Below are 22,613 nucleotides of genomic sequence, written 5' to 3' on the forward strand. Positions count from 1 at the left end.
ATCCTTCGGACCTTAGACCAGGGCTTCGGCGGCGGGACCCTGTTTGGGATCCGGGCCGCTGGCGCCCCACATCTTTTCGATGTTGTAGAACTCACGCACTTCGGGACGGAACAAGTGCACCACGACATCGCCACCATCGACCAGCACCCAATCGCATTGGGGCATGCCTTCGACGGCGACGCTGATCATACCGGCCTTTTTCAGCTGGGTACGCAGATGTTCGGCCATGGCCCCGACGTGGCGCTGTGAAGTGCCCGACGCGACCACGAGATAATCCGCAATATCGCTTTTTCCCGTGAGATTGATGACGATGACGTCTTGTGCCTTGTCATCATCGAGTGAGCGTTCCACCACATCGAGCAAATTGGTGCCGACAGGCGGTGTTTTCTCAGATTGAGGAATGGTTTGGTTCCTCCAAGTTGTTTCCATAACAGTCTCTCTAATATCCCTTAACATCCAGCTAATGACGTGCGGATGACACGTCGATATGCCTGCGGATGCGGGTGGCCGATTGGCCGTGAAGGGGCGTTCGCAAGAACACCCATGCGGGGGGTAACATATCCACGAGCCGCGACGCCTTGGCGACAGGGATGCGGGCGCTGAAAAAACGTCGCGCCGCCCTGCCGTTCTGCGCCCTCAAAGAATAAGGAGCCCGTGGGAAAACCGCAATGGGAACGCGGCGGAAAATATCCCGCCAGCCTTTCCATCGCGGCATCTGGCGCAAATTGTCCGCGCCAATAATCCAAACAAACGCGTTTTCTGGATATTCGGCCTGCAACGCCGCCAAGGTATCCACCGTGAAACGCGTATTCAATTTCTGCTCGATATCGGTGACGCGAATGCGCGCATCGCCCTTCGCCACAGTTTTTGCGCTCGCCACGCGCTGTTCGAGCGGCGCCATTCCGGCCTCGGACTTGAGCGGGTTTTGCGGCGACACCAGCCACCACAGCTCATCCAGGCCCAAAATCTCCAAAGCCAGCTTGGAAATGTGCAAATGACCGTCATGGGCGGGGTTGAACGAGCCCCCCAGAAGACCGATTTTGCGTTTGAGCTGTGTCACGACGTTATCCAGGACCTCAAGACGGCCGGGTCTGGCCGGAGCCGACGACCTGGTACTTGAAACTGGTCAATTGTTCGACACCGACGGGTCCGCGGGCATGCATTTTGTCCGTCGAAATGCCGATTTCCGCACCCATGCCGAACTCGCCGCCGTCGGCGAACTGGGTCGAGGCGTTAAGCATCACGATGGCGCTGTCGACTGTGTTGAGGAACGTTTCCGCAGCTTTTTCATCCTCGGTGATGATCGCGTCGGTGTGGCCGGAACTGTGCGCCGCGATGTGACCGATCGCGTCATCGACGCCGTCGACGGTTTTGACCGCGATGATCGCATCAAGATATTCGGTATCCCAATCTTCTTCAGTGGCGGCTTTGACCCGCGCATCGGCGGCCTGGGCAGCGGCATCGCCACGCACTTCGCAACCCGCATCCAGCAGGTCCACGACCAGATCCTTGAGCACCTCATCGCCCGCCGCTTGGTCGACCAGCAGGGTTTCGGTCGCGCCGCAAATGCCGGTGCGGCGCATCTTGGCGTTCAGCACGATGGTGCGGGCCTTGTCCATGTCGGCGGCGCGGTCCACGTACGTATGACAAATGCCTTCGAGGTGTTTGAACAACGGCACCTTGCTTTCCGCCGTGACCCGTTCGATCAACGACTTGCCGCCGCGCGGCACGATCACGTCGATGTAGCCCACCATGGTGAGCATTTCGCCCACCGCCGCGCGGTCCGTGGTCGGCACGCGCTGGATCGCCTCGGCGGGCAGACCGGCTGCCTTGAGGCCATCGACCAAGCAACTGTGGATCAGGCCGGACGACAAAAAGCTCTCCGAACCGCCGCGCAAGATCGCCGCGTTGCCCGCTTTCAAACACAATGCACCCGCATCGGCGGTGACGTTGGGGCGGCTTTCGTAAATCACCCCGATAACGCCCAGCGGCACAGAAACGCGGCGGATTTTCAAGCCGTTGGGACGGTCCCATTCACTGAGCGTGCGGCCGACGGGATCGGGCAGTTCGGCAATCGCTTCCAGACCTGCGGCCATGGCTTCGATGCGCTCGTCGTTCAGAACCAACCGGTCGATCATCGCCGGGCTGAGATTCTTTTGCTTCGCCGCCGCGACGTCTTGGGCGTTGGCATCCATGATTTCGGCCTTGCGCGCACGGATGGCTTTGGCGCCCTCGCGCAGGGCGGTATTTTTGGCCTCCGCGCTCGCCATCGCCAAGACGCGACCCGCCGCCCGGGCGGCTTCGCCGATGCCTTTCATCAAGGCGGGGATATTGTGGGTCATGTCATCCATTGCTCTATCCTAGCTCAACATTCCTAGCTCAGGGCCATATCGTCGCGATGGACGAGTTCGTCGCGACCGCGATAGCCTAGCACCTGTTCGAATTCAGACGATTTGCGGCCAATGATCTTTTGCGCATCATCCGATGAATAGGCGCTGAGGCCACGTGCCAGTTCAACGCCGTTTTTATCTTCGATCACCACCGCATCGCCCTTGTCGAACGTGCCGTGCACGGCGGTTACACCGATGGGCAGCAGACTTTTGCCGGCCTTCAAAGCCGACAGCGCGCCGTCGTCCAAGATAACCCTGCCGCTGGGCTGCAGCGAGCCGGCGATCCAACGCTTGCGTGCGCTGGCGGGGGTCATGGAGGGCCTGAACCACGTCGCTTGCGCGCCATCACTCAAACGCTTCAAGGGGCGTTCATCCGCCCCCAGGGTGATCGCCATGGCGCAGCCGTTTTGCAAACAAATCTTCGCAGCCGCCAGCTTCGTCACCATGCCGCCCGAACCTACCGAAGAGGCGACGCCCCCGGCCATGGCTTCGATTTCCGGCGTGATGGCATCAACCTCGGCGATGTGTCGGGCGGTGTCATCCACATTGGGATTGGCGGTATACAGACCATCGACGTCGCTGAGCAACACCAGCACATCTGCACTGGCCATCGCCGCAACTCGCGCGCCCAAACGGTCATTGTCGCCGAAGCGGATTTCATCGGTGGCCACGGTGTCGTTTTCATTGATCAAGGGCACCGCGCCCAAACGCAAAATCGCGCCCAGGGTGTTGCGGGCGTTGAGATAGCGCCGCCGGCTTTCGGTGTCGTCCAGGGTCAACAGGACCTGCGCCACGGTGATGTCGTGGTGGCCCAGAACCTCTTGATAGGCATGCGCCAGACGGATCTGTCCAGTGGCGGCGGCGGCCTGTTTTTCGTCCAGCTTCAACGGACCATCCGCCAGCCCCAAATAACGCCGTCCGACCGCGATCGCACCGCTGGACACCAAAATCACGTCCTGGCCGCGCGCCTTCATTTCGGCGACGTCTTCGGCCAACGCTTCCAGCCATTTACGGTGCACGGTGCCATGGGCTTCGTCCACCAACAGGGCCGAGCCGATCTTGATCACCACCCGTTTGGCGCTTTGCAGACGATCCGCACTCACGGCGCGTACCCCTCTTCGTCCTCACCGGCTTCGGCCGCTCTCGCGGCGCGCACCGCATCGAACAACAGGTTCAACATATCGTCAATACCGATGCCTGCGACGCCGGAAATGACATGAACCTCTTGGCCCGAGGCTTTTTCCAAGGCGGCTTTTTTCTCGGCGATTTCGTCGGCTTGCAACGCATCGCATTTGTTCAGCGCGACAATCTCGGTCTTATTTTCCAAGACTTCGCCGTAGGCATCCAATTCGCTGCGCACGATGCGATAGTTTTCCGCCACGTCTTCAGCGGTGCCGTCGATCAGATGCAGCAATGCGCCGCAGCGTTCCACGTGGCCTAAGAAGCGCGTACCCAGACCGTGGCCTTCGCTGGCGCCTTCGATCAGGCCGGGAATGTCGGCGACCACCAATTCACTGTCCATGCGCCGCACCATGCCGAGGTTGGGGTGCAACGTGGTGAAGGGGTAGTCGGCGATCTTGGGATGCGCGCCGGACACGGCGGAAATAAAGGTCGACTTGCCCGCATTGGGCAACCCCACCAAACCGACGTCGGCGATCAGCTTCAAGCGCAGCCACACCCACATTTCCTCGCCGGGATACCCGGGTTCGGTGCGGCGCGGGGCGCGGTTGGTGCTGGATTTGAAATGTGCGTTGCCCAAGCCGCCGTCGCCGCCGTGAAGCAATACGATGCGCTGGCCGACCTCGGTCAGGTCGGCGAGCACGGTTTCCTTGTCTTCGGCCAGCACTTGGGTGCCGCGCGGCAGCTTCAAGACCAGGCTTTCGCCCTTGGCGCCGGTGCGGTCGCGGCCCATGCCGTGATGACCGCGCTGTGCCTTGAAGTGCTGTTGGTAGCGATAATCGATGAGCGTATTGAGGCCTTCGACGCATTCCAGAACGATGTCCCCGCCACGTCCGCCATCGCCGCCGTCGGGTCCACCCAACGCGACGTATTTTTCGCGGCGAAACGACATACAGCCATTACCGCCGTCGCCGCTTTTGACGAACACTTTGGCTTGGTCGAGGAACTTCATGTCAAATGGCCCTTACAGCCTCACACACACGGGTCACAAAAGGGGGGCAACGAAAAAAGAGGAAACGGCCCGTGCCATTCCCTCTTTTTCGAGAATCAATTCGGGCTGAACGTATCGTTACGCAGCCGGCTCCACACCCACGTAGGTGCGGCCTTTTTTCTCGGAAAACGCCACTTTGCCTTCGATCAGCGCGAAGATGGTGTGGTCTTTGCCGATGCCGACGTTCTCACCCGGGTGAACCTTGGTGCCACGTTGGCGGATGATGATGTTGCCGGGGATCACGGCTTGACCACCGAACTTTTTCACGCCCAGACGACGGCCGTCGGAATCGCGACCGTTACGGGAGCTACCACCTGCTTTTTTATGTGCCATGAGTGCTTACTCCTTGCTTGCCTTGGGCTCTGCCTTCGGCGCGGCTTTCTTGGCCGGCGCTTTCTTGGCTGCGGTTTCGGTGTCTGCTGCGGCCTTCTTCGGGGCTGCGGCTTTCTTCGCCGGGGCTTTCTTGGCGCCGGTGGCGCTGATGCCCGTGATCTTCACCAAGGTCAGGTCCTGGCGATGACCGTTTTTGCGGCGGGAATTCTGACGACGGCGCTTTTTGAAGATGATGATCTTCTCGCCACGCGTCTGACGCACCACTTCGGCGCTCACGGAAGCCTTGTCGATCAACGGCGCACCCACGGTGGGGGCTTTGCCTTCTTCGCCGATCATCAGGACTTCGTCGAATTGTACGGTGTCGCCGGCTTCGGCAACCAGCTTTTCAACGACCAAAACGTCGTTTTCGCTGACGCGGTACTGTTTACCGCCGGTTTTAATCACTGCGAACATGGTTTCGCTCTCTTTTTTCTGTTCCGCGTCCTGTGGCGCCGGAAACTATCCCGGACTTCGGCTCAGAGTGAAAGCCGCCTCGGACTGCGCATTACAAAACCCCGGAAAATCACTTTCCGGGCTAGGAAGGCGGCAATATACCCCGAAAACGGCGCATGTCAACGCTTTATGGCGTTCACCCCCAACGCCGGACGACACTCTATATATGGAGTAAAATTTTGGGCAAAATTTCGGGCGGACAAAAACCCGCAAAGAAGCGCATTGCCCGGCTTGCGCCCTCATAAGCTTTCGGTTAGTCTCCGCCCGCCTTAGGCCATAAGAACACCCAATACGGAGAGGTGCCGGAGTGGTCGAACGGGGCGGTCTCGAAAACCGTTGTGCGCTTGCGTACCCAGGGTTCGAATCCCTGTCTCTCCGCCATTATTTTTATAAGTATATACTTATGGTTACGCCCTTTTCGCGCTGCGGAAAGGGCGTAATACCTTGTGCGGTAACTCTAAATTTGGCACACTTTTGGCGCAGTCAGTAAATTAGTGGGGCTACGCCATGGCAACATTCACTAAACGTGAAGGGAAAAAGGGTGCATCTTGGCGCGCTCAGATTCGTCGCCAAGGCGTTCCCATCCAAACACGCACCTTTGCTAAGCGTAGCGATGCTCAAGCTTGGGCACGCGAAATCGAAGGCATGATGGATAAACGGACATTTGTGCCCCTTGGTGACGCTGAAAACACCACGTTGCATACTGCCCTGGGACGCTACCTTATTGAGGTTACACCTCACAAAAAAGGCGCGAAACAAGAAACGGCGAGAATTGACCTTCTGCAAAGAATGAAATTATCAGAGTTCACGCTCACCCGCCTCCGTTCCGCAGACATCGCCAGTTGGCGCGATGATCTGGTCTCCATGGGTAAAGCTCCCACCACAATCCGCAACATGACCACGATCATTTCCCAAGTTTATGAGACGGCAAAATACGAATGGGGGATGGAGGGGCTGCACAATCCGGTCAAGGGCGTGCCGATGCCGAAGCACCGCCCTGGCCGCGATCGCCGTCTGGTCGATGATGAAGAAGACCGTTTGCTGAAGGCTTGCGAGGAAAGCCGGAGCCATTGGCTCAAGCCGATCACTATCATTGCTCTTGAGACCGGCATGCGGCTTGGCGAGATCCTCTCTCTTAAACGCACCAACATTGATTACAAGGTTGCTGTCGCTCACCTGCCGGACACCAAGAACAACACAGCCCGCGATGTGCCACTGAGCACTCGCGCTATAGAAGCGCTTCAGGCTGCTCCAGCCTCTACGGACAAGGAAGGCCGAGCCTTCCCTATCACCACCCATTCTTTCGAACACCACTTCAAAAAAGCCCGTCAATCTGCAGGGATCGAAAACCTACGTTTTCATGATCTTCGGCACGAAGCCACCTCTAGGCTATTTGAGCGGGGGTTGGATATAATGGAAGTCGGCCACATTACCGGCCACAAGACCCTCGACATGCTCCGTCGGTACACACACTTGAAGGCTTCGGATTTGGCAAAGAAATTGGGCTGATAAAGCCCCTTAGCGGTTCTTGGCGTAATACTCACCCAGCCATGCGTGGTATGAGGGAAGGCCTAAGTACAATTGCTGTGTGAAATCGGACAGGTTTCTTAGGTTTGAAAGTTGTACTGACGAATGCTCAACAAGTTTAGCATGAGTACCACCAAGGTCTTCCCATGCCTTTTTCAAACTCCAGTTAGCAAACAACTCGTTACCCGTGAATACAATTAAAGAGGCTCGTGGCTCGCCTAAAGGTCCTGGCTCTCTTCCCCATAAGGCCAATTCTATTAATCGTTTCTGGTCATCAAGATTAAATTCTGGATTGAGTGTCGATACAACTAAGAAGGACCCGGGAAAGCGTTCGCCCAATGCTTTTAGCGTATCCAGGTCTGCATCCTTTAAGCACGGACTTGCAAAGCTTTTAGCTTCGCCAAAAATATATTGAACCTCACCTGCTTCATTGAACATACGGCTACGTTGGTAAAAAGCGACAAAATCAATCTCACGTTCTTTGTTCGGCAACTGAAGATGTACCCCAGTACAGTAAGCCAGCTTGGCCCTCCCACCGAGAGAGAGCAACCTAGAAAACACCCGTAGCGATAAAATGGTTGAATAGGCCCCACGCGCATAATCCGGCTCTGCAAATGGCCCAACGGGGCGAAAATGCCATGGGCTTTTGCTGAACTCAAAGTCCCCTTGCGGAAAAGAAAATTCATTTAGGCAGAGCTCACAGGGAAGACTGTATCCAATACCCTCTAGGCTGTACCAATTATCATGATCACAGTGAGAACACGGAACACTTAGGCCCAATCTGACGATGTTCATGTCTGTCAAGTGAGACAGCTTGATAGTATCAAAATGACCTCTTCGACTTCTCGCTTTCAGCAAGTTTTTGAATTTTTGGGCTTGCACGCCTGTTGCTCTAAATTGTTGTTCTTGGCCATTTTCTGCACCAGATTTGTGCCGAATGCTCATGGCCGATGTATTTAGAATTTTGATCGTATCTGCATCCGCAAAAACGCTTGCATCATGCAGAGAGTGTATTTTTTTTATTGCCTGATTAGCTATACGGCCTTCATACGACGGGCGTGTTTTAATCCCATTCTCTTTGAACCAGCCTGAGATCAACTCCTCTCCACTTAGAAAGCTTATGTAAACTTGGCTATTTTTGTACTGCTGAAAAAACACCCACCCTTCTCTGGAAACCAAGGCAGCCTCCCCTCCACTATTCAAGCGAGGGAAATCGGGCGTTTTGTGGTTTGACGGCATTGCCAGTGCAATGTCAATCTCTTGACTATAAGAGCTAAAACTCAGGACATTTACCCACCTAGCGTCAGCTCCATATCTTTCTGCAAAATCTGGCGCAAGTGACTCAAACTTAGTCGAGCGATCACTTTTAGAAACTAAAGCTTCATGACTCGAAGATTTACTTGTTATTCGTACTTTTTGAGACTGCGGAGCGAGGTCTTCATCATCAGGTTGAGACCATATCGAATCATACCAAAGTTTTTTTGCCCACCCTTCTGTTCCAACTCCATCCCGAATTTTTTGTGACAATTCATCCACGATATTTTCTGGTATTGACCTGCCAAATTCGATTGTTGAATGAACCATCACTTTGTTTGGGTTTCCTGGGAGGGGCCTATGATTTTTTTTGATGAAATCAACTAAATAATTTTCAAAAGCGTCAAACCACCTAACATCAATTGCTACAACATCGCGTTTAAACAGCCGAATGTTCCAAGCATCTATTAAATCTAAGGAATTCCGACCATCGAAGATAAAGACAAGAGGCCTCCAATTATCGCTGTAATCAAGCTCAAGGTCATGTTTGGTTATTGAGAAAGGGGTGGCAAGCTTCTCTCGATACACTTTGAGTGCCGATTGAGCATCAGCCTTTAGAGTAATGGGTTCGAATACATCTCTATACCCTTGCTCAACGAATTGAAGACCGGAGACCTCTGGAAAACCGCCAAACAAAACTTCTAATGAGTTTGAATATTTTCCACCTTTTACAAATTCAACAAATGGTTGGCCATCTTTACGGACAAATTGAAACATCTCACTATATAGGTGACGGTAATAATCAAATATATTCAAAGAACATCGAAAATCGAATTCTCCATGATGATTCTGGGTAATGAATTTATCCAAAGGTACTATCAAATTTGTGAAGGATGTTTTTGTCGCAGCATAACCTAATTTTGCCGCCATACCGGGAACGGCTTCAACCAACACATCCGGCTCAAAATACCTCAGATAGCCTTGTGCAAGATCACGCCCCCTCAATGAAAATACGCCCTCTTTCCATTTCGTTGGCAACCGGTCTGAAACAGGAATAATCGGATTAAATTGCCCCCCCCAAAGACACGCACAATACCGGACAAATTGCATAATAGATTGCTTGTCTGACGGGTTGACTAACAACCCAACCCTCGTCGGCCTTAACCGGATATCTCCGTAGACTGTAGACATGGTCGCACTCCTCAAAGACAGCTTATGAACTTACATTAGGCCACACCAATATGTGTTATTGCGACAGAAAAATCGAATATAAGTACACACATCAAGTAAAGAGAGCTTGAGGTCATAATTAAGGATCAAGGGTGAAGAGGGAGAGGACGCTTTAAACGAATAGCTACAAGATCAAAAACATAGCAAATCCCTGATGCATCCCTCCTCTTATTAGAACAAATACGCCAGAAAGGCTGCATAATTTAAGCATTATAAACCTCAGTTCAGATAGCCTCTTCGGGCCATGACCTGAACCTCAGAGACATCACCATCTATGCCATACCAAACAGTGGCGATACGAAATGCAATCGCATTGTGATAGGGATCAAACCGGATTGCCTCAATCGATCCCAAGGGGAGCTCTAGAGTGTTTTCAAGCTCGCCTGACAAGTCCAATATTTTGTGGTCATATGTGGCCTGATCACAGTCCATATATGCCTCATCGATTACAACTTGATAGTCTACACAGACTTTCCTTGCTTCCTTCCATTGTAGCGCCATCACTCCCTCCCCTTCGGCTTTGATGAATCTGATGCCCACGCATCTGTGCCAGCCGAACCCTTCTTAGGCATTGGACCCATTTCCATATCCGAAAATGGGGCACGACCACTCACATCGGAATTAATCGGCGGCGGTACCACAGGGTTCACCGGACCGCCACGCAGCGGATCACCGCCGGTCCCGCTATCGTCAAGGCGGCTCCCGATTTCACCTCCAATATTTCGTGTCAAATTGGTTCCACCTCGTACGGATTGACCAAACACATTCTTCGACATTGCAAGACCTACTCCTGCCGCACCGGTAATCACGGAGGCAACACCAGCTGCTGCACCTGGCCCATCTTGAGCACCGGCCAAGTTACTCGCCCAGGTCTTTGCCTTAAGGTGTAACAGAACCGAGATGAAACCAATTGCTATGAGCTGCATATAATATGAATCGAAAAGGCTGAACGCTGGCGCCGCCAAAATGGCCACTTGCTCTCGTGCATCTAAACATCTTTTTTGAGCATCGTTTCCTTTTTCACGTGCCTCGTTCCACTGATCAAACCAGTTCTTTGATGGGTCAAAGGTACCGTCCGTAAACAGTGGATTGATGTCCGGTGCAATCGCACAAAGTTCATCGGCTTTCTGCTGCGCTTCTGCAACGCGCTCATGCGTTTCATCTGTACTCGGATCAAGAACGGAACGAACCGTTGCTTGATGAGTTTGTATCGCGAACCCGGTGAAGCTGATCACGACAGATGCCAACATCACGGTCAACATCGCACCAAGAAGAATACGGCCCATGGCATGAAGATAAACGCGCCCCGGCGGAGCGACATAAACTGCTAACAACAGCGGAGCCATAATGCCTGCTATCGCGAACATAAATGCAGCTTCAATCATAAATGCTGCCTGCAATATGACGATAAATAGCCACGGTGCGAGTAAGAGCAAAGCACCGAAGAACCGCTCAAAAATTTCTAGGTTGTACCAAGGCGCACCAGTGATAATTTTTGTGGCAAGAACAATCACCCATTGAACCATATATTCCACCTGCCAAACGAGGCGCGTGTATAGGGTATATTCCTTCGGTGGATGCTGTGAACTGGCAGGAGAGAACTCCTGCATCATCGCCTCCGCGAAAGCCACCGCAAAGTTCTGCATTGGCCACAACAAGAATTCAAAAATGAACATGGGTGAGGCAAAGGTAACCACCACGACAGCTGTAATCAGCATCAGTTTTGGAAATGATGAAGCAGCTTGGCTCACGTACCCGCGATCGATGACCAATCGCAAGCCCATAACGACGACGACAAGTGTAAGAATGCTCTTCGCGACTGGATAGATTCCGTCATAGAAAATGGTAGAGCCACGGATTGCAAAATCATTCGTAAATGTGGTCAAGTCCTGAGCGAATTGACAAGTGAAGCATTCCATTACGACAGCTCCTTTGGTCCGCCATTTTGCTCACCAAATGCAGAACTGCGCCATATAGCCCATGCCAAAAATAAGAAGCCGAAAAAGAGCGAGGCATCTTGCCAATTTGGTCCGTTCCTGAACGCAAGATAAGCAAGCGGAATATAAATCAGAGCCAAATAGATGAAGGCGTGCTTTTTGGCGAAGGGATGCCCCGGAATCAAAGCCGTTAAGAAAGACGATTTTGCGGAAGGTTTGCTTGCGTCAGACAACGGCAATGGAGCGGTCAATATTTCATGACCGCGCGCCTCCCATTTGCGACGCTCTAGCTCTGGCAAATTTGCGTATGCAACCAGGCCATTAATACCCTGCGTATCTTCGCAAACGCCGTGCTCAGAAAGATATGCGTGCACACCCAAGCACAGCGCGCTCACATGATCGCCATTGGAGATGTGTGTGTCGTCAGATTGTTCCATAGGAACCTCCTTAATTTTTGAAACGCTTTCCGATCTCCCTTTGCGGTTCAAAATGGTTAAGACGACACATCTGCAACGGTATTTCATCCAGCTACTTTTGACAAGCCTAAAATGTATTAGTTATAATAGTGCTGGCGAGGATAATGTCATACGCATTCGCGTAACATTACCACCAGCTTTCGCCCACGCCTTCGGCGGAGCTCAAGGACACAAAATGACAAAAGCCCCCCCAAAAAAAACTAAAGAGCACCGTGAGCGTGTTTGGTCTGTCCGCTATAACGCGACTGAAAATGAACGGCTTGAATTACTAGCCGCTGACGCCGGATTTCAGAGCACATCCACCTATATTCGGAACGCTTCTCTTAAAGAGATTTTCTCTCGGACAGATGCAAAGACAATTCGTCAATTAATGATACTCGGAAACAACCTCAATCAGCTCACTCGCAAAGCACACGCAGATGGTTTTTCAACGATTGAAGAACGCATCCTGAGGCTTATTGATGAGATTGATAATTCAGTCCGGTGCATAGGCAAAAAAAATGATCACAAAGAAAATTCTGAAGCTTGAAGACGACCCCTCAAGGAGGACATTAAAAGGGTCATCTCATGATGAAGAACGAGCCACAAGATTGCTCGTCAGAGGCAAGCGTATTGGCATCATCGGGCCATCTAAAAATGTGTCTAATTCCAATCCACAAGGAAACCGCCGAACCGTTCCGGCCGTGCCTGTAGGATCAACGCCACGACCACGGTTTCAACATCGCCAAGATGCAATCCAACTTGCCGAATATTTTCTTGAAGGGGAGCCAGACGCCAATGGCGAACGCCCCCACAAAGACGGTAAGGGGCGTGTCGAATATGCAACCTCGATAAATTGCCAATTACCTGACAAGAAGCCCCTCAGCGCCGAAGAAGTTCGGCGCGTAGCAAATTGGATGGGGGAGACCGCTGCCCTCAACACGCGCGCCCGAAAAGCGTCCACACTTCACTATGTCGTCTCACTCCATGAGATCGATGCCGACAAATCCACTCCCGAACTTTGGAACGACACTGTAGAGCGCATGTTGAAAAGTTTAGGAATGGATGAGCACCAAGCATTGTTGGTCATCCATGGCGATACTGACAACCCACACATGCACATCATGGTCAATCGCGTACACCCGACAAAGCATACCGTAGCAGATCCTCTACGCGATCTAATTGCCCTGGAAGAATTAAACCGACAGCTTGAAAAAGATTACGGTCTGCGCGTTGACAAGGGACGCCATATCGATCCCGTGACAGGCCAGACCTACGACTGGGATAAAGTCCGCAAAGGCGAGATACACGTCCCTAAAAATCGAGCTCGTAAGTCTCGTATTGAGATGGAGAAATTTGCCCGGCAGGTTAAAAAAGATTTGGCAGATAAACCATTTTCCACGGCCATAAGTTGGGATCAACTTGAAGAACGCTTGTCTAAAAATGGATATCACCTCAAACCCTCCGGTCGAGGCATGAAAATATGCGACATCGCCGAAAACGAAGTGAAACTGACAAAGATTGCCGGCAAAGGAAATGGCCGTGAAAAACTCGAAGAAAGGCTTGGTCCTTGGAACGATTATCTAGCCTCAATCGAACTAGAAAATACTCGTGAGATGGCGCAAGAAGACGGTCAAAGCGAGAAGCCTGCCTTGCCACTGGGTACGCAAGAGAAGCTAAACAAACCTGATCCCCTTGCTGAATTTCGCCCCTCCCCAATTGGAAAGCCGCAACGATTAAATTACCGAGATGACAAAGAGCCTAGCGAGGAGGAAGAAAGCCAAATCGACAAAGGAGAAGACAATAAACGCGATGAAAAGAAATGCATTTACCGCAAGCAGATCGATAAAATCAAAGGGCACCCCTGGGTTGTTGGCATTAACCTACCGGAATGTTCCGAAATTAAAAACGAATCAGAGCTCAGAGAATTGATTGCATTCATGACCCCCAACGAAAGAATGGGGACCTACTGTGCAACAAAAGCACAACACGAGAAGATGATTGCAGCTGATGCGCCATGGCTAGAACTAAGGCAAATTGAGAAGACTTTAGGTAGGATAGAAAGGTCACTCGACGGCAATCAACTTGAAGTGATCAATCTGGCTCCGCTCGCAGTTGACCCTGAAAACGAATCAGACAAAGCCTGGGCACGTGGAACGCTTGATTTAAAAACTGAAAAGCATATTGGGCAACTTTTGGAAGCCACATGGAACGCTCATGTTCTCGCAAAGAAGAATATGAACAACAGGATCAATCCATCTGAAAATGCAAAAATGTCATCTCAGCACAGAGCTGCATTCAATCTAATTAAAGCATTCATGCACGAAAAGGGCATGGCTATACCGAATATGTTCCACCCAAATCAAACAAAGAGAAGCAGAGGACGTGGGCGGGGCAATTAAATATTTTACGCTCTACAAAGAAATAGCCGACTCCAATGAGGGCATCACCCGATCAAACATTCCTCCTATGCCACAAATCAAAATGTTCTCATTGCGTGCTTTAGGAACGCAAGCACCACAACACCTAACGGCCGCACAGCTCATTGAGATACCGTCCTCCAACACCGGAAGCCATCATCCCAATGGACGAAAGGCCGATCATGAACTAACAATTTAACTGGACCAGTCAGTGGGGGCTGATCATAAAGACCTCGCGGAGAAGTCTGGGGTGTCTCTTCCGACCGTAAAAAGGCTGGAAACAAGAGAGGGCGAATTAGGAGCTCACGCAAGCACCGTCGCTGCTTTAAGAGCTGCCTTAGAAGCCGCTGGCGTCCATTTTGTGGATCCTAACGGCATGGGACCGGGGGGGGGCGGTTGCGTCAGAAGGATAAACTTTTGGATATTCACTCTCAAAAATTTGATGTCTCACTCTCCTTTGCTGGAGAGGACAGGAAGTACGTCAACGAAGTGGCCCAACAGCTTGTGGATTTAGGCTTCTCCGTTTTCTACGATAAATATTTTGAAATTGAGCTAATTGGCCTCGAACTCGTGTCTACGCTCCGAGATATATATGGGCAACGGTCTAGGTACAGCGCTGTATTCATTTCAGATCACTATTTACATAAACGCTGGACAGAACGGGTAGAATGGGAAGCAATTTTAGACAAGTCAACCTTAACGAGCCGCAGCTTTATCATCCCAATCAAACTAGATGAATCATGGCTCCCAGGCTTACCTAGTTCTTACGGCTATATCGATGCATGTCAACTGCCCCCCGAATCTGTAGCACGTAAAATATCTCAAAAATTAGGCACGCCGACGATTAACGTAGAATCTGACGCAGAGCTTTTCACTCTTCTTGCCTCAGATTTTCACCTTGTATGGCAGTTCATGCAAGAATTCCGCGATGCTCCTAACCGTTGGATGGCGACATTCAGGAAAGACCCTATTGATATTGAAGTCTTAGAAAAATTTGGGCAAGAACTTGTTCAATATGACTTGGCAACAGTTGATAGCTCATTAAACGGTGACGGCGATTATTGGGTGGACATAAATCTGACTGATAGAGGAATTAGATTCATGTCTCACTTGAGGCAGAATCTAGTACCTAATTGGTAAAACGTTTTCATTGGACGCAGCTAACTTCACACTTCATCTTTTTCTATAGTCACCGGGACGGAATGACATCAAGCCACTTCTCGGAGGCCCCTACGGGTTTCTGAATGCAGCTTAACCGCATGCCATCATGGCACCCTCAGGGACGTGGATGCGTTGAACCTTTGGCGGATTGCTCTCCTTAGCAACCTCAAGGTCATAGTGAGCCTGTAGGTTGGTCCAGAATTCTGGCGTTGTGCCGAATGCTCCAGACAGCCTGAGAGCCGTGTCTGCGGTAATCCCACGGTGGCCGTTCACCAGGTGAGTAATACGGTTTGTGGGCACACCTAGGGCCTCAGCCAGCTTGTTAGCGCTTAGCTCCATTGGGACCATGAATTCTTCTTTTAAAATCTCTCCAGGATGAATGGGGGCAATCATCACTGCTCTCCTTGCCGGGTGTTAGTGGTAATCTACAATCTCTACGTCGTAAGCGTCTCCGTCCTTCCATACAAAGCAAACGCGGTATTGATCGTTGATCCGTATTGAGTGTTGCCCCAGCCTGTCTCCCTTGAGGGCTTCAAGCTGATTGCCTGGAGGGCACGTAAGGTCCCTAAGCTCCCTAGCCGCATGGACCATAACCAGCTTCCGTAGGGCAACACGGTCAAAGGCTCGCCATTTCCTGTGGAACTTCTCCCTCTTGAATAGGGCCTCTGTAGCTTTGTCGCGGAAGCTCTTAATCATTCTGTTATGATAGTGTTATTTACGCATTACGTAAAGCGTAATAGGTGAAATGTTTCATGAAACTTTCGTGTTATGTTTCTGGAAAGCCTGCCCGCCCCATTTATACCGGCAAATATTGGTATCACGTGATACCAGGAATTGCCCCCATTGCTGTCAACTACATTTGCAGCCTAGGCACGCTCAAGTGATGCCCCCTGCATTAACAGGGGCCGGTGTATTCCACAGTGTATTATCACCGACAAACTGGACCAGTCAGTGGGGGCTGATCAGTTTTGGCGTTGGGAGTTTCAATAAAATGGCTGATCAAAAATCTGAAAAAACTTTCCCTCAGACTATGAAGGGCCCGCCAGAAGCGTGTTACGCTCTGAAATCGCAACTTTACCCCCTTAGCGACAACCTATTTTCATTTCTAAAAGTCTGCGCGCCTGCTTTCAAACTCTATGCAGACCCACTTATGCTTATGTCAGCTTTTGACGCAGTCTAGACATCATTTAATTAGGTAGCTGTCCCCAGCATCCAAACTTTGATTATCTGGTAAAATCAATCATGGAAGAGATTCTGTCGATCACGAAGAAATATGATGAGGCATATGTTCAGGAGGGATTTGAAAACCTCGAAAGTCTCAAGACCTTCTCGCTCGTCTTCTACAAAGATGTGGCGGCGATTTACGACTGCATTACGAGGATCAAGAACGTAGAGCGGAACCCTTCGGGCTTCTCGATAGATGATGCCCCGGTTCTCGGCTTGCTAGTACGTGTCTGGAAACTTCTGAATGAGGTCATTGCCTATTACGAACAGGATAACGCTGAGATTATCAGCATCATAGAGCGTCCCCTCATCGAGGCGGCGGTGGTTGCTACCTACCTGATGTCGCACGGTGACGACGTAATCGTAGACTACCGGAAATGCTCTTACAAAGATCGCTTAAGAATTCTTCGTGATCTCGAAAGTGGCTCTGCCTTCTATGAAACCAAGGCGGGAAAACGACTACTCAAATCGGTGCAAGAGAAAATGGCATTTGAGGGCCTAACGAAAGACGATTTTGACGATCAAAAAAAGAACCGCTGGCGCATTCAAGGAAAAACCTTCTTTGATATCTTCGCTGAAGTCGAGCATGAAGATTTATATGCGGCGACGTATGGGATGATGTCGGAATCGATTCATGGTTCATGGAACGAGTCCATGGATTGGTGCCTGGCCAAAGAAGATGACGGTACGTTCAAGGCGTATCCGTTTCATTATCCTGCTGATGTTCGGTTTGCTTCTCCGATGTTGCGCTTTACCAATAAGCCCTATCGTCTCTGGCTACAGCGTATTGATGCCTACGACGACGGGCTGAAGGCACAACTTGACTGGATTGAGCGAGTCAATAACGCATTATTTTTGAAATTTGATGAGAAATTTGATGGTTAGATCAAAAGCCGATTACGATGGTCTCTTTCTGCCACGCGACGGTGTAGGCACAGGCCACCTGAACATTTCCGGGAAGGATACACAGCTAAAATTACTAAGTGCAGGTCCCTGGGAAGGAGGGGATGAAGAGTTTCGAGATTTACATGGTGTTCTAAGCGACGGAACGAAAGCCTCCCTGATCGAGTGCGTCTGGTTGGGAGCGACAGATCATCGCTGGGGGGAGGAGACACAGTCTGAGCAGAGATTTTTTCCTCACTACGTGCTTACAGGGGAATCATATATTTCATCCGGTGAAGATAAGATAAGAGCTATCAATTATCATTTCGAAAACGTCCATTGTCTCGTGAATGGTTTCAAAACTTTCGGGAACATTCATCCAACTCAAGATGAATTTAGAGACATCCTGAAGTCAGAGCACGAAAGGCATCAGGGAATTGCAGAAAACCATAATTGGGGAACTTCCGAATTTGATCCTGAAATAGGCGATCACCCTTTTCTCATGTATTTCAGTGGTCTGTGGGAAATTGTGAAATGTCATGCCGAACTTGGTGCTGTAAGCTTGACGAACCGTTCGTCGCATGGCTTCGGTAGCTCGCAGGGCGTCGGCATAAAAAACGAAATCACTGTGAATCTTGAGTTCGCGAATTTAATGCCGGTCTCGAAAGCCTTCCAATCATTAAGCATATTGCACAGCTTCTTTGAGTTGTGCCTTGGAAGAAGACAGCGTTACCTATGGATTGAAGCCGTATTGGACGATAAAGGTGTCGAGTCCAGTGGACGGATGCCGCCCCAGTTAGATGTCCATTGGAGTTATTGTAACGAGCAGATCACAGGTGAAACCGAACCCACACAGTATGGGGACATCCTAATTGATCCCGGAGCAGAAAAAGAAGAATTCTCCAAGATGCTCTCAGGTTGGTTAAACACCAATTCTGTTATAGGAGAGGCTCGGGGTAGATTTTCCAGCGCATTCCATTCTGGGGCGTACGGCATAGATCGTATCGTGGGGGCGGCCAACATGTTTGACCTTCTCCCAGAATCTCATGTTCCCGCAAAGATCGAACTGGATGATGAAACAAATGCGGCAGTGGAAACGTGCCGAAAACAGTTTAAAGGACTTCCTGATAGTTTTGCCCGACAGTCTGTCCTCTCTGTGTTAGGGCGGGTAGGCACGGCGAGCCTCCGCGACAAAATTTGCCATAGAGCCGATATATTAATCAAAGCCGCGCCAGAGAAATTTGCAGAAATACATTTGCCTTGCAGTCAGGCAGTCCACTGCCGGAATCATTTTGTCCACGGAAGTGATGTGGCGTTCGATTACAGAGAACATTTCAATGGGTTTGCTTTTCTCGTCGATACGCTTGAGTTCGTTTTCGCTGCCTCTGACCTTATCGAACTAGGATGGGACTATAACAGTTGGCGCGCAAAGGGGTCTTCTTTGAGCCATAATTTTGGGGCTTATGTGGTTAATTACGAAGGCAACCTTCGAATTCTAAAGGGCCTATTGAAGTCTTAGGCTCAAATCTAGTTTGAAACTCGAAGTTAGCTTGTCTTGTGCTTCCTGCATGCAATCATGGACCGCTTGCGGTCCTGTGTGCCGTGCCACGGGCACGATAAGCACACAACAGGTTGCGTGAGCTCGTCTCGCGCTCAGTCTGATTCTGATTATCCGATTCTTTCAATTATTATTAAAATCAGATTCTGATCTGAATCAGCCTTTTCTGTACCAAACGATAGCCGGGCCTTGCCCCCAGGACGCTCGCTACAGCGCTCCCTGAGGGCGCGCTTCGCGACCTGGGGACAACCCGCTTCGCGGGCCGGTGGCTAATATAAAAAGAAGGTGATGGTGATGGGCATACTCTAAGCATCCTCCAAGAATGCTTCAAGCATACCCTTATCTCCATCGAGCTTCTGCTGCATTCTTTGCTCGTTGAGTGTTTTTCTTTTTATTTTCTAATGCCCTAGCATACTCCTGATCTAATTGTGCATGCTTCCACATTCCGTTCTCAACAGAAAATAGTTTTGCGATTTTTGGTCGTATTTTTTTCCAAACATGCGAAGAAGTTTTTGAGATATTTCTGAGCACCTCATCATCATCAGGTAATGCCCCCCCTGCCTGCCAGTAAGCTATTCGCAGCAAAGAATACGCACCATGTTCCACAGTGCTTAACATCATTGTTTCTTTCAGATAGTCACCAATAAACGTTGGCATCCAAATTTGAATGCACCCGCTTGTACGTTGAATCTCTGTTTGGTAAGATTGGCCACCTATTGAATTGGACCCCTTTGCTGCCAGGCGGGGGTCTTTTTCTTTTGTCATCACTCACCCCCTTCAACTTCTTGAGCGGAATGGCTACGTTTCGGTTTTATATATGCCAACCCTTTCCCACCGGTTGAGAAGCGGTGATCTAGGTCGGTTTTGTTTGGTGATGTTTTTAGTGATCGTTGTCGAAGGAATGCTTCGACCTCATCTGGATCGTAAAATCGCAAGCTACCTGGGCCACCTGGTTGGTAAGGCTCCAGTCCCTTGTGCTCAACAAGATAATCAAGTCGCCTCTTATCCAAGCAATCTTTGAAACGATCAAGCTGAAGGAGTTTGTTCTGTGTAAGTAGCGCAGACACGACAGGCCTCCGTGCTGACCGCGCAATACGCGCGGTTAGTTACGAAAACCACCTAGTGTCTCGTGTTGGTGGCGGCGCACCCCCAATGGGTCCGTTTTGCTCGGATCACCGTGATCTGGGGGTGTCCCCCGGCGTTCGTGCACCTCACAGCGGGTCCCTTCTGAGCAGCCACCCGCAAGCCCCACCCTGTTTAGGCCCGGGTGCCTCCCTGCCCCCTCGAATCCGGTGGGGGCTCCACTTCCTTGGTTTCCGTTTACATACCTGTTTTCTGCTCTATCTAGCCAACGCAGATCACAACGATGACATAAGCAAAATCAAGCAGGGCAAACCCGGCGCGCATATGGATGATGCGCATCGCTGTATCAGCGACTTATGAACAATGTCAAACATCCCCATTCCAAGCAAGCACATTTTGTTCTGTTTTGGCACAATTTTGGCGCAGTAATTTGTGTGATAGGTTGGGAAAGGGTGTGTCAGAATGTGACAGGATTGTATATTTTTGTGATTATTTTTCAGATAGTTAAACCAACACCTCTTTGTCACAACGAATGCCAAATATTCAAAAAGTCGGTCTCGAAAACCGTTGTGCGCTTGCGTACCCAGGGTTCGAATCCCTGTCTCTCCGCCATTATTAAGGGGCTCTGCGACGACATGCAGGGCCCCTTTCGTTTTGAACCGGTCTTAGAAACTGATAAGCCGGGAAATGGCTCAGGGTTTCTTCATCAAGCTCCGTTGGTAGTTCAAATAGGGCGCGGCGAGACTGAAGCCTTGAACGTCGAGCGCCCCGGTGGCGATGGAACTCAACGCATAACCATCAAGATAATCGAAGCCAGTGCAGATGGCTGCCGTCAGCAGACTGATGGAGCGGATACCGTGCGCGTAAGTTCGCAATTGATTTTCTTTGGCGTTACTGACGAAGGTTTCGATGTCTTTAATCAACATCCGCTCGCTCTTGGTCTGAGAAAAAACGTCGATTCCAACCGCGTGCAGGCCCGCCGTGCGGTAAGCGGGAAAGTTTCCATGGTCGGGAGAAAAGCGCGCAATCACGGCGCGCGAGGACCGACGCAGCGACGAGGTAAATTCCAAGATGCGGGGTTGGGGTATATTTTCCGGAAGACCGACCATTTCAAAAACAATTCGGTCTGTGTTGTTTTGCATAATGCTTTCTAAATTGGCCAGGTACTTCAACCGCCGCTGTATATTGGCAAGAGTCTCAAAATGCACAGGCAGTGCAATCAGCGATCGCGCATGGTTTTTGATGAGCTTGGCGAGTTCCTCCGCCGCGACATGTTCGGTCAGATGATCCAGTTCGAAGAGTTCTTGCGGCGATGGCGTGGCGCCCAGAACGCTATAGCCTGATTGATATTGACCGAGCTTGTCCTTGTGCACGGGAATGCAGACATACGTCGAAACGACACGCGTGCGCGTCACCAACATGGGGCGATAGATAAATTCGATGTCATCGAGATATAGCGGTGTTTCATATCCGGCGGGGGGGCTGGCGACGGCACGGTCTTGATCCGCTTTGTCTACCATTTCCGCGATCAGTTGATTCTTGTCGGGAGCTTTGGAAATCAGCACCTCGCCCTTTTTGTCGATGGCAACGTCCATGACACAGATCAAGCTGCTTGCCTCTTTGACACCGACCAGGGCACGCGCGATTTCTTCATTGAGCACGTTGGCCTTAAGGTGTCCCTGCAAATGCGGCAAGGCGTCGAACACCACGAGATAGCTCGCATCGTCCCGGCGTATGAACAGATCACGCGCCGTCAAATGAGCCTTAATGATGCCCTCCACTTTGATGTGGATTTTTTCTATAGAGCGGTCCCATTTCGCGCCCAGATGGTCTTTGATTTTTGTCAGATCGAGTAAATAGACCTGATCTTTCAATTCCTCTCCCTTATGAGCTTTCAGGATGGAGTTCAGGCGGATTTGAAACTCGGTCAGTTGCTTGGTCGGTTGCTCACTATCTTCGGCGCCATTTTGATACGCCGATTTCAGGCCTGGCCACAATGTTCCCAGTATGCGTTCGATAACGGTTTGCAGCTGATCGGTCATGTGTGCGCCCTTGCATATTTGGCTATGACGCCAAGATATCGTTAACCGCTTCCAACAATTGACCCTCGGTAAACGGCTTGGCCAAAATCTTCCCGGCGCCGAAGCGTTCGGTTAATTTCAAGAAATCCAAATTGCGCGTCCGACCACCGCCGGATATGGCGATAATTTTCAAGTCGGGAAAATCCTGTTTCAGGTCGATGATGGTTTCGACCCCCTCTTTTTCCGGCATGATGATATCGGTGATGATCAAGTCGAAGGGGGAGGCTTTTTGTTTTTCGACGCCAATGCGGCCGTTTTCGGCTTCATCGACTTCGAAATTCGCGCTTTCGAGAATCTCACGAATGGTAAAACGCGCCAATTCCTCATCGTCGATTACCAAGACACGTGTCATGAAATTTCTCCAACTCCCAAATACTCGGTAAATGATAACACCATAAAAAACATATGTGAAACGG

General features: G+C 50.8%; 22 protein-coding genes, 1 tRNA gene and 1 pseudogene. 7 read left to right on the forward strand and 17 right to left on the reverse strand.

The window, feature by feature from the left end:
* Nucleotides 1-12: 12 nt before the first annotated feature.
* The 7 genes and pseudogenes from rsfS to rplU all read right to left on the reverse strand — a co-directional run.
* Nucleotides 13-429, reverse strand: a complete 417-nt coding sequence (gene rsfS, locus VIN96_RS15535) for a ribosome silencing factor (RefSeq protein ID WP_414675629.1) — start codon at nt 427-429, stop codon at nt 13-15.
* A gap of 31 nt (nt 430-460) precedes the next feature.
* Nucleotides 461-1,060: a nicotinate-nucleotide adenylyltransferase gene (locus VIN96_RS15540; RefSeq protein ID WP_331897434.1), complete on the reverse strand. Its 600-nt coding sequence runs from the start codon at nt 1,058-1,060 to the stop codon at nt 461-463.
* Between the two features lie 16 nt (nt 1,061-1,076).
* Complete coding sequence (locus tag VIN96_RS15545) at nt 1,077-2,351, reverse strand: glutamate-5-semialdehyde dehydrogenase (RefSeq protein ID WP_331897435.1); 1,275 nt, start codon at nt 2,349-2,351, stop codon at nt 1,077-1,079.
* 23 nt (nt 2,352-2,374) lie between these two features.
* Complete coding sequence (gene proB, locus VIN96_RS15550) at nt 2,375-3,493, reverse strand: glutamate 5-kinase (RefSeq protein ID WP_331897436.1); 1,119 nt, start codon at nt 3,491-3,493, stop codon at nt 2,375-2,377.
* The gene (obgE, locus tag VIN96_RS15555) at nt 3,490-4,521 is read right to left on the reverse strand and encodes a GTPase ObgE (RefSeq protein WP_331897437.1); all 1,032 of its coding nucleotides are present in this window, start codon (nt 4,519-4,521) and stop codon (nt 3,490-3,492) included. The genes proB and obgE overlap by 4 nt, the downstream gene beginning before the upstream one ends.
* 117 nt (nt 4,522-4,638) lie before the next feature.
* Entirely contained in the window at nt 4,639-4,893 is a 255-nt protein-coding gene (gene rpmA / locus VIN96_RS15560) for a 50S ribosomal protein L27 (RefSeq protein ID WP_331897438.1), read from the reverse strand.
* Between the two features lie 141 nt (nt 4,894-5,034).
* A pseudogene (gene rplU, locus VIN96_RS15565) lies at nt 5,035-5,346 on the reverse strand (50S ribosomal protein L21); the annotation flags it as partial.
* Nucleotides 5,347-5,678: 332 nt separating this feature from the next.
* Here rplU and VIN96_RS15570 point away from each other — a divergent pair.
* Together VIN96_RS15570 and VIN96_RS15575 are read left to right on the forward strand one after the other, a co-directional pair.
* Nucleotides 5,679-5,766, forward strand: a tRNA-Ser gene (locus VIN96_RS15570).
* 126 nt (nt 5,767-5,892) lie between these two features.
* A complete protein-coding gene (locus VIN96_RS15575) occupies nt 5,893-6,894 on the forward strand; it encodes a site-specific integrase (protein ID WP_331897441.1) in 1,002 nt (333 codons plus the stop codon).
* 9 nt (nt 6,895-6,903) lie between these two features.
* Here the strand turns inward: VIN96_RS15575 and VIN96_RS15580 are convergent, their stop codons facing one another.
* The 4 genes from VIN96_RS15580 to VIN96_RS15595 all read right to left on the reverse strand — a co-directional run bounded on the left by VIN96_RS15580 (nt 6,904) and on the right by VIN96_RS15595 (nt 11,770).
* Nucleotides 6,904-9,357 carry a hypothetical protein gene (locus tag VIN96_RS15580; protein WP_331897443.1) on the reverse strand — a complete coding sequence of 818 codons (2,454 nt, stop codon included), beginning with the start codon at nt 9,355-9,357 and terminating at the stop codon, nt 6,904-6,906.
* A gap of 258 nt (nt 9,358-9,615) precedes the next feature.
* Nucleotides 9,616-9,897 carry a hypothetical protein gene (locus tag VIN96_RS15585; RefSeq protein WP_331897445.1) on the reverse strand — a complete coding sequence of 94 codons (282 nt, stop codon included), beginning with the start codon at nt 9,895-9,897 and terminating at the stop codon, nt 9,616-9,618.
* Nucleotides 9,897-11,315: a hypothetical protein gene (locus tag VIN96_RS15590; protein WP_331897446.1), complete on the reverse strand. Its 1,419-nt coding sequence runs from the start codon at nt 11,313-11,315 to the stop codon at nt 9,897-9,899. Before VIN96_RS15590 ends, VIN96_RS15585 begins: the two co-directional genes overlap by 1 nt.
* On the reverse strand, nt 11,315-11,770 hold the full coding sequence (locus VIN96_RS15595; RefSeq protein WP_331897447.1) for a hypothetical protein: 456 nt from the start codon (nt 11,768-11,770) through the stop codon (nt 11,315-11,317). Before VIN96_RS15595 ends, VIN96_RS15590 begins: the two co-directional genes overlap by 1 nt.
* 214 nt (nt 11,771-11,984) lie before the next feature.
* On the opposite strand from VIN96_RS15595, the gene VIN96_RS15600 reads away from it, so the two are divergent.
* The 3 genes from VIN96_RS15600 to VIN96_RS15610 all read left to right on the forward strand — a co-directional run bounded on the left by VIN96_RS15600 (nt 11,985) and on the right by VIN96_RS15610 (nt 15,348).
* Nucleotides 11,985-12,338 (forward strand): plasmid mobilization protein, encoded by a 354-nt coding sequence (locus VIN96_RS15600; RefSeq protein WP_331897448.1) that lies wholly within the window; start codon nt 11,985-11,987, stop codon nt 12,336-12,338.
* Nucleotides 12,310-14,190, forward strand: coding sequence for a relaxase/mobilization nuclease domain-containing protein (locus VIN96_RS15605; protein WP_331897450.1), 1,881 nt, complete (start codon nt 12,310-12,312; stop codon nt 14,188-14,190). The genes VIN96_RS15600 and VIN96_RS15605 overlap by 29 nt, the downstream gene beginning before the upstream one ends.
* Before the next feature lie 435 nt (nt 14,191-14,625).
* Complete coding sequence (locus VIN96_RS15610; RefSeq protein WP_331897452.1) at nt 14,626-15,348, forward strand: TIR domain-containing protein; 723 nt, start codon at nt 14,626-14,628, stop codon at nt 15,346-15,348.
* Nucleotides 15,349-15,459: 111 nt separating this feature from the next.
* Here the strand turns inward: VIN96_RS15610 and VIN96_RS15615 are convergent, their stop codons facing one another.
* Both VIN96_RS15615 and VIN96_RS15620 read right to left on the reverse strand, forming a co-directional pair.
* Nucleotides 15,460-15,762 carry a HigA family addiction module antitoxin gene (locus VIN96_RS15615; RefSeq protein ID WP_331897454.1) on the reverse strand — a complete coding sequence of 101 codons (303 nt, stop codon included), beginning with the start codon at nt 15,760-15,762 and terminating at the stop codon, nt 15,460-15,462.
* A 21-nt stretch (nt 15,763-15,783) separates the two neighbouring features.
* A complete protein-coding gene (locus VIN96_RS15620; protein ID WP_331897455.1) occupies nt 15,784-16,065 on the reverse strand; it encodes a type II toxin-antitoxin system RelE/ParE family toxin in 282 nt (93 codons plus the stop codon).
* 546 nt (nt 16,066-16,611) lie between these two features.
* Here VIN96_RS15620 and VIN96_RS15625 point away from each other — a divergent pair.
* On the forward strand, nt 16,612-17,478 hold the full coding sequence (locus VIN96_RS15625; RefSeq protein WP_331897456.1) for a DUF5677 domain-containing protein: 867 nt from the start codon (nt 16,612-16,614) through the stop codon (nt 17,476-17,478).
* A complete protein-coding gene (locus VIN96_RS15630; RefSeq protein ID WP_331897458.1) occupies nt 17,471-18,994 on the forward strand; it encodes a HEPN domain-containing protein in 1,524 nt (507 codons plus the stop codon). The genes VIN96_RS15625 and VIN96_RS15630 overlap by 8 nt, the downstream gene beginning before the upstream one ends.
* Nucleotides 18,995-19,372: 378 nt before the next feature.
* On the opposite strand, the gene VIN96_RS15635 is transcribed toward VIN96_RS15630, so the two are convergent.
* The 4 genes from VIN96_RS15635 to VIN96_RS15650 form a co-directional block, all read right to left on the reverse strand.
* Nucleotides 19,373-19,798, reverse strand: coding sequence for a YdaU family protein (locus VIN96_RS15635; RefSeq protein WP_331897460.1), 426 nt, complete (start codon nt 19,796-19,798; stop codon nt 19,373-19,375).
* Nucleotides 19,798-20,100 (reverse strand): hypothetical protein, encoded by a 303-nt coding sequence (locus tag VIN96_RS15640; protein ID WP_331897462.1) that lies wholly within the window; start codon nt 20,098-20,100, stop codon nt 19,798-19,800. Before VIN96_RS15640 ends, VIN96_RS15635 begins: the two co-directional genes overlap by 1 nt.
* Before the next feature lie 708 nt (nt 20,101-20,808).
* Nucleotides 20,809-22,158 carry a hypothetical protein gene (locus tag VIN96_RS15645; protein ID WP_331897464.1) on the reverse strand — a complete coding sequence of 450 codons (1,350 nt, stop codon included), beginning with the start codon at nt 22,156-22,158 and terminating at the stop codon, nt 20,809-20,811.
* Nucleotides 22,159-22,180: 22 nt separating this feature from the next.
* The gene (locus tag VIN96_RS15650; protein ID WP_331897466.1) at nt 22,181-22,549 is read right to left on the reverse strand and encodes a response regulator; all 369 of its coding nucleotides are present in this window, start codon (nt 22,547-22,549) and stop codon (nt 22,181-22,183) included.
* Nucleotides 22,550-22,613 lie beyond the last annotated feature (64 nt).

The organism is Magnetovibrio sp. (genome assembly GCF_036568125.1).
GTDB lineage: Bacteria > Pseudomonadota > Alphaproteobacteria > Rhodospirillales > Magnetovibrionaceae > Magnetovibrio.

Bases quoted from the DNA above. Each gene is read 5' to 3' on its own strand.
- rsfS (WP_414675629.1), bottom strand. From the start codon at position 429: ATGGAAACAACTTGGAGGAACCAAACCATTCCTCAATCTGAGAAAACA.
- VIN96_RS15545 (WP_331897435.1), bottom strand. From the start codon at position 2,351: ATGGATGACATGACCCACAATATCCCCGCCTTGATGAAAGGCATCGGC.
- obgE (WP_331897437.1), bottom strand. From the start codon at position 4,521: ATGAAGTTCCTCGACCAAGCCAAAGTGTTCGTCAAAAGCGGCGACGGC.
- rpmA (WP_331897438.1), bottom strand. From the start codon at position 4,893: ATGGCACATAAAAAAGCAGGTGGTAGCTCCCGTAACGGTCGCGATTCC.
- VIN96_RS15575 (WP_331897441.1), top strand. From the start codon at position 5,893: ATGGCAACATTCACTAAACGTGAAGGGAAAAAGGGTGCATCTTGGCGC.
- VIN96_RS15580 (WP_331897443.1), bottom strand. From the start codon at position 9,357: ATGTCTACAGTCTACGGAGATATCCGGTTAAGGCCGACGAGGGTTGGG.
- VIN96_RS15585 (WP_331897445.1), bottom strand. From the start codon at position 9,897: ATGGCGCTACAATGGAAGGAAGCAAGGAAAGTCTGTGTAGACTATCAA.
- VIN96_RS15590 (WP_331897446.1), bottom strand. From the start codon at position 11,315: ATGGAATGCTTCACTTGTCAATTCGCTCAGGACTTGACCACATTTACG.
- VIN96_RS15595 (WP_331897447.1), bottom strand. From the start codon at position 11,770: ATGGAACAATCTGACGACACACACATCTCCAATGGCGATCATGTGAGC.
- VIN96_RS15600 (WP_331897448.1), top strand. From the start codon at position 11,985: ATGACAAAAGCCCCCCCAAAAAAAACTAAAGAGCACCGTGAGCGTGTT.
- VIN96_RS15605 (WP_331897450.1), top strand. From the start codon at position 12,310: ATGATCACAAAGAAAATTCTGAAGCTTGAAGACGACCCCTCAAGGAGG.
- VIN96_RS15615 (WP_331897454.1), bottom strand. From the start codon at position 15,762: ATGATTGCCCCCATTCATCCTGGAGAGATTTTAAAAGAAGAATTCATG.
- VIN96_RS15620 (WP_331897455.1), bottom strand. From the start codon at position 16,065: ATGATTAAGAGCTTCCGCGACAAAGCTACAGAGGCCCTATTCAAGAGG.
- VIN96_RS15625 (WP_331897456.1), top strand. From the start codon at position 16,612: ATGGAAGAGATTCTGTCGATCACGAAGAAATATGATGAGGCATATGTT.
- VIN96_RS15630 (WP_331897458.1), top strand. From the start codon at position 17,471: ATGGTTAGATCAAAAGCCGATTACGATGGTCTCTTTCTGCCACGCGAC.
- VIN96_RS15635 (WP_331897460.1), bottom strand. From the start codon at position 19,798: ATGACAAAAGAAAAAGACCCCCGCCTGGCAGCAAAGGGGTCCAATTCA.
- VIN96_RS15645 (WP_331897464.1), bottom strand. From the start codon at position 22,158: ATGACCGATCAGCTGCAAACCGTTATCGAACGCATACTGGGAACATTG.
- VIN96_RS15650 (WP_331897466.1), bottom strand. From the start codon at position 22,549: ATGACACGTGTCTTGGTAATCGACGATGAGGAATTGGCGCGTTTTACC.